Consider the following 1,335-nt stretch of genomic DNA (forward strand, 5'->3'; position numbering starts at 1 on the left):
TTTTTTCATTTATTTGTTCGTTTTCTCTTTTTGATAAATTATATAAATAGGGCGGATCAGTTAATATTAAATCAACGCTATCGTTAGTATTAAATCAACACTATCGTTTTCTAATGTCTTTATAAATTCCAAAGCATCTCCATTTATTAATTTTCCTAAATTTGTTTTAAACATTTTTTCACCCTTTGCCTTTCGCTTCACTTTAAAGGTGATCGCAGGCACTATACTATTGTGTTTTAAAATATGCAGTGAGCTTTCTATGTTATGTCTATTTAATATATAATCTTAAAGCTTTGTATATTATTTAAAACTTTTTTGGGAATATTTTAATTTAAACTTTTTAAGTCTTTAATTAATTGTTCTTTTTTTTCAACACTTAAATTTGTTAAATTATTTTTATTTGTTTTTACTTTTTTAGGTTCGCTTGAAAATAATGCTTTTTTCATATTAGTAGAGTAATTTTGTTTATATTGATTATATAAATTAATTAATTCCGTTCCAGTTAAACTCTTTCAAATATTACGCTTTAAATTTTCATCATATTTTACAATAGAATAATAATTATCATAAATCAAACCGATTGCTACTTGATTACAATTTTTTTCACTCGGATAAATAAACTTATTACTCAATCAAAACCCAATATGACGATTATGATTAGGTAAATTTATAAATGAAGCTTTATCTGTTCTAAAAACTATAAATTCTCTTTGAATAAAGTAATTTTCTATGTTAATATTCTTCTTATAACTTGGTTTCTGATACATTACTCAAATCAACTCGCTTTCGGTTACACTGCATTGAACAAACATTTAACTTAAAATACAAACTATCAACAATTTTTTTATTCAAAATAGAATGACAAATTTGACATTTACGTTTAATAAAAAATATTCAAATTCCTAACATAATTAATCACACTCCTTAAAATTTGTAATAAACATTGTTATATTTAATGTTTATCTATTGTTTATTTATTGTTTAATAAACATTGTTATATTTAATGTTTATCTATTGTTTATTTAATGTTTATATATTGTTTATCTATAGTTTATTTATTGTTTAATAAACATTGTTATTAACATTATTAAAAATATAAAATAGTAAAAATTGGCACACTGAAAAATACTATTAACAAGTTTAATAAAAGAAATATAAAATTAAAATTAATAAATCAAATAACATAACTAGTGTGCCATAGATGAGTTATTCATCTTGTTATATTAGAATTATTTAATTTTACTAAAAAAGATTTTTAAATACCCAGTTTTTCAATCAACTTCTATCCTTGAATTTTCCAAATTATTATAAAGTCAAATTTTTTCTTTGTTTATA

3 protein-coding genes are annotated in these 1,335 nt (G+C 20.8%); all 3 read right to left on the reverse strand.

Annotated features, from left to right (window positions below; all coding sequences use genetic code 4):
• Window positions 1-66 precede the first annotated feature (66 nt).
• The 3 genes from C6B38_RS11880 to C6B38_RS10580 all read right to left on the reverse strand — a co-directional run bounded on the left by C6B38_RS11880 (window position 67) and on the right by C6B38_RS10580 (window position 909).
• Entirely contained in the window at window positions 67-201 is a 135-nt protein-coding gene (locus tag C6B38_RS11880) for a hypothetical protein (protein ID WP_255401066.1), read from the reverse strand.
• 125 nt (window positions 202-326) lie between these two features.
• A complete protein-coding gene (locus tag C6B38_RS04125; protein ID WP_105298759.1) occupies window positions 327-767 on the reverse strand; it encodes a DUF3627 domain-containing protein in 441 nt (146 codons plus the stop codon).
• Entirely contained in the window at window positions 745-909 is a 165-nt protein-coding gene (locus tag C6B38_RS10580) for a hypothetical protein (RefSeq protein WP_199558579.1), read from the reverse strand. The genes C6B38_RS04125 and C6B38_RS10580 overlap by 23 nt, the downstream gene beginning before the upstream one ends.
• Window positions 910-1,335 lie beyond the last annotated feature (426 nt).

The organism is Spiroplasma sp. ChiS (assembly GCF_002968355.1).
Lineage (GTDB): Bacteria > Bacillota_I > Bacilli_A > Mycoplasmatales > Mycoplasmataceae > Spiroplasma > Spiroplasma citri.